Origin of the sequence: Amycolatopsis kentuckyensis, from assembly GCF_002155975.1 — a bacterium.
Taxonomy (GTDB): Bacteria; Actinomycetota; Actinomycetes; order Mycobacteriales; family Pseudonocardiaceae; genus Amycolatopsis; species Amycolatopsis kentuckyensis.
Genome location: NZ_MUMI01000783.1, coordinates 1 through 3502, shown reverse-complemented (window position 1 = coordinate 3502; position 3502 = coordinate 1). Strand labels below are relative to the sequence as shown.

The window sequence follows — 3502 nt, the reverse complement described above, 5'->3', positions numbered from 1 at the left end:
CGTCGAGGTGTGCGCGCGGCTGCCCCTGGCGTTGCGGATCGCCGCCACCCGCATCGCCACCCGCCGCCACACCAGCGTCGCCGAGGTGGTGGCGGACATCGCCGGCGGCGAGGACAGGTTGGCCGTGTTGAGCAGCAGCGGAGACGAGCGCAGTGCCGTGCGGAGCGTGTTCGACTGGTCGTACACGCGGCTCCCGGCCGACCACGCCGAGGTGTTCCGCCGGCTGGGCCTGCATCCCGGCGCCGAGTTCGGCGTGCCCGCCGCCGCCGCGGTGGCCGGAGTCGATTCCGCCACGGCGTACCGGGTGCTCGAGGCCTTGGCCGACGCGCACCTGGTCGAGTCCGTCGGGGGCCGGCGCTACCGGTTCCACGACCTGCTCCACGCCTACGCGGCGCACCGCGCCGAACTGGACGACACCCCCGGCAGCCGGCGCGAGGCCGTGTCCCGGCTTTTCACGTGGTACGCGCGCACCGCCCAGGCCGCCGACCGCCTCGTCTTCCCCGGCCTCGAATCCCCGGCCGTCGAGCTGCCCCCGGTGGGCCCCGACCTGCCGCTGGCCGGCCGGGCCGAGGCCGTCGCGTGGCTGAACACCGAGCAGGCGAACCTGCTGGCGGTCCTGCGTTCGGCCGGCGCGCACCACACCGTGGTGGTCCTGGCGGCGGCCACGCGGTTCCTGAGCCTCCGGGAACGCGCCCTGTGGCCGGTGTGCCTCGAGGCCGAAACCCTCGGCATCGGTGCCGCGCAAGCGGCCGGAGACCGCGGCTCCGAGGCATTCCTGCTCGGTTTCCGGGGCGACACGCTCGCGACCTTGGGGCGCTGGGACGACGCGGAAGCCGACTTCCGCCGCCAGCTCGTCCTGGCCCGGGACCTCGATGACGCCGTCCGGCACCAGGTGGCCCTGACCGGCCTGGGGCAGATCCGCCTCCTGCAACAACGCTATGCCGAGGCGCGGGACTACTACCTCCAGGCCTTGCCGCTGGCCCGGCAGGCGGGCTCCCGGCCGGAGGCCGTCGTGGAATGCAACCTCAGCCGGATCAGCGTCCGGCTGGGCGAGTTCGACCAGGCCCGCGCGCACGCCGAACGCGAGCTCGTGTTGCGCCGCGAGACCGCCGACCGGGTCGGCGAGGCCTACGCCCTGCGCGATGTGGCCGTTGCGCTGCAAGGCCTCCAGGCCCACGACACGGCGCTCGAGCACGCCTGGCAAGCCATCGCGCAGTACCGGACCCTCGCCGGCACCGACGCGCTGCTCGCCGACGCACTCGAAACGGCGGCGACCTCACTCGAACACACCGGAGAACTCCTGCGCGCGGCGGACTGCCTCACGGAGGCCGCCGCGCACCTCGACGCCCTCGACGCGGAACGCGCCGAAACCCTGCGCACCCGGGCGCGGGACCTGACGTCCCGGGAGTGACGTCACCCGCAGGTCGGGCAGTCGGGCCTGGGTGCTTCGGGGCCGAGCGCGAAGCTGTCCTGCAGCGTGACGAGGTTGAACCCGAACTCGCAGTTGGTCCGCAAGCGGGGCGCACCGGTGATGAGGCTCAGCGTGGCGTGCGCGGCCAGCTGCCCGGCGACGCCGGCCGACACGGCGTTGGCCGCTTGGGGCCGGGGCTGCCCCGCCGCGGCGGGGAACGTTCGCGGGGGCAGCCCCGCACGACGTTCCCGCTCGGCGACGCGGGCGCAGTCGTAACACGGACCCGCGCCCGGCGCGTACAGCCCACAGCTGACCTGGGGTCCGTGGTAGCCGCCGTGCACCCACGCCGTCCCGGTCTCCTGACACGCCTGGTTGGTCCAGGCGCGGATCTCCCGCGGCTCGTCCGCGGCCAGCAGCACCACGTCGTAGCCGATCGCCAGCGTCCGCAGCACCGCCGGGCCGTCGACGCGCAGCCGCGCGCCGGTGACCCGGACCCCGGAGTTCTGCGCGCGCAGCCGCTCGACCGCGGCCACCGCCTTGGGCCGCCCGAGATCGCGTTCGGTGTACAGGATCTGCCGGTTGAGGTTGGACAGCTCGACCACGTCGGGTTCGACGCAGTGGACGTGCCCGACTCCGGACACGACCAGGGTCTGCGCGGCGGTGCACCCGACGCCGCCGATCCCGATCACGACGACCCGCGCCCCGCGCAGCAGCAGCTGGGTGTCCCAGCTCGTGCGGCGCGGCGTGCGGTCCATCCAGCGGAAGAGCGCCCGGCTCCGGCAGTAGCGTTCCCGTTCGGCAGCGCTGAGCCCGCCGGGATCCGGCTCGCCGGCGTCGTCGGCGTACCCGGCCCGCACCAGGTCGTCGATCGCCGCCCGGACGTCGGCGCCGGTCCGCCGCGGGTGGAGGCGGACCAGGTCGGCGACGACCTGGTCCGTGGTCCTCGAACCGTCGAGCAGTCCCAGCAGCGCCCACACCCATCCGTCGGGATCGCTGACGTCGGCGGCGATCCCGCGCACGACACCCCCGATCCGGACCCGGTCGCCGCCGTGGCGGACCGGGAGGTGTTCGGGTTTGATCCTGGGTCGCCGCATGGCCACTCCTCCTCGTCACTAGCTCTGCTGGTCGGGGTTGCTGAAAGTCGCTTCACGGTCCGCTTCAATGAATTCGATCACGGCGTCGCACCTCCTTTCCGATCTGCGCACGGAGAACCGCGAGCTTCGCCGGAATACAGCAGCGCAACGGTTCCGGCTGGCCGGAGGAGGGTGACATGTGCGCTCCGCTCGGTCGGTGCTCGACGGGACACCGCAAGCATGGAACCCGCTGCTGTCAACGACATGTCGGCGGTGCGGCCGGACCCGCAACACGGCCGTGTCGAACGTGACAAATCAATGTCAGCACAGGTCAGAGCGGTGGCGCGGGCACGCGGGCGAATGCCAGACTCGGAATCGGCGAGGAGGATCAGCGATCCCGGAGGGGGGAAAGCTGGCGGGATGGAGATCGCATTCGGAATTCTCGGGCAGACTACCTTGCGCATGCACGGGCGTTTGACCACCGAGTGGGGTTCGCTCAAGCTCCGCAGGGTGCTGGCCGCGCTGCTCACCGATCCACGGGCGCGCATGGGAATGGCCACTCTGGCGGAGTGGGTCTGGTCGCTCGAAGAGCCGGAACCGAACGATCCGGTTTCCACGTTCCGCACGTACTCCGCGCGCATCGGCAAGGCCATGCGCGAAGCCGGTGTGCCCGCGGCGCTCCGCACGATCGACGGCGCACTGCACCTCGACGTGGAACGGTCCGCCATCGACTATTTCGCCTTCGGAAAGCTCATCGAAACGGCCCGGCGGCACAGCAGCGAAGGAAATCACGAGACGGCCTGCGAAGTGGCCACGCGCGCGCTCGCTCTTTGGCGGGGGCAGCCGCTCGCCGACCTGACGTCCCAGCCCGCGCGGACGTGGCGGTATTCGGCGGTGCACAACGCCTGGCTGCCGGCGAACCAGCTGCTGCTGGGCGAGCTGATCGCGCTCGGGCGGTTCGACGCCGCGCTGCGGAAACTCGACGAGCTCCAGCGCGAGGTCGGTCCGGTGTTCGCGC

At 72.5% G+C, this 3502-nt stretch carries 3 protein-coding genes; 2 read left to right on the top strand and 1 reads right to left on the bottom strand.

The window, feature by feature from the left end:
- The coding region (locus CCN39_RS47820; RefSeq protein ID WP_143264475.1) for a tetratricopeptide repeat protein at positions 1 to 1411 on the top strand (1411 nt) is incomplete at its 5' end.
- Between the two features lie 2 nt (positions 1412 to 1413).
- On the opposite strand, the gene CCN39_RS47815 is transcribed toward CCN39_RS47820, so the two are convergent.
- Positions 1414 to 2505 (bottom strand): HesA/MoeB/ThiF family protein, encoded by a 1092-nt coding sequence (locus CCN39_RS47815; protein ID WP_086853816.1) that lies wholly within the window; start codon positions 2503 to 2505, stop codon positions 1414 to 1416.
- A 441-nt stretch (positions 2506 to 2946) separates the two neighbouring features.
- Between CCN39_RS47815 and CCN39_RS47810 the strand changes: the two genes are divergently transcribed.
- Positions 2947 to 3502: AfsR/SARP family transcriptional regulator (locus tag CCN39_RS47810; RefSeq protein WP_279629631.1), on the top strand; the 556-nt coding region annotated here is incomplete at its 3' end.

Coding starts and splice junctions, on each gene's coding strand:
- CCN39_RS47815 (WP_086853816.1), bottom strand. CDS start 2,505: ATGCGGCGACCCAGGATCAAACCCGAACACCTCCCGGTCCGCCACGGC.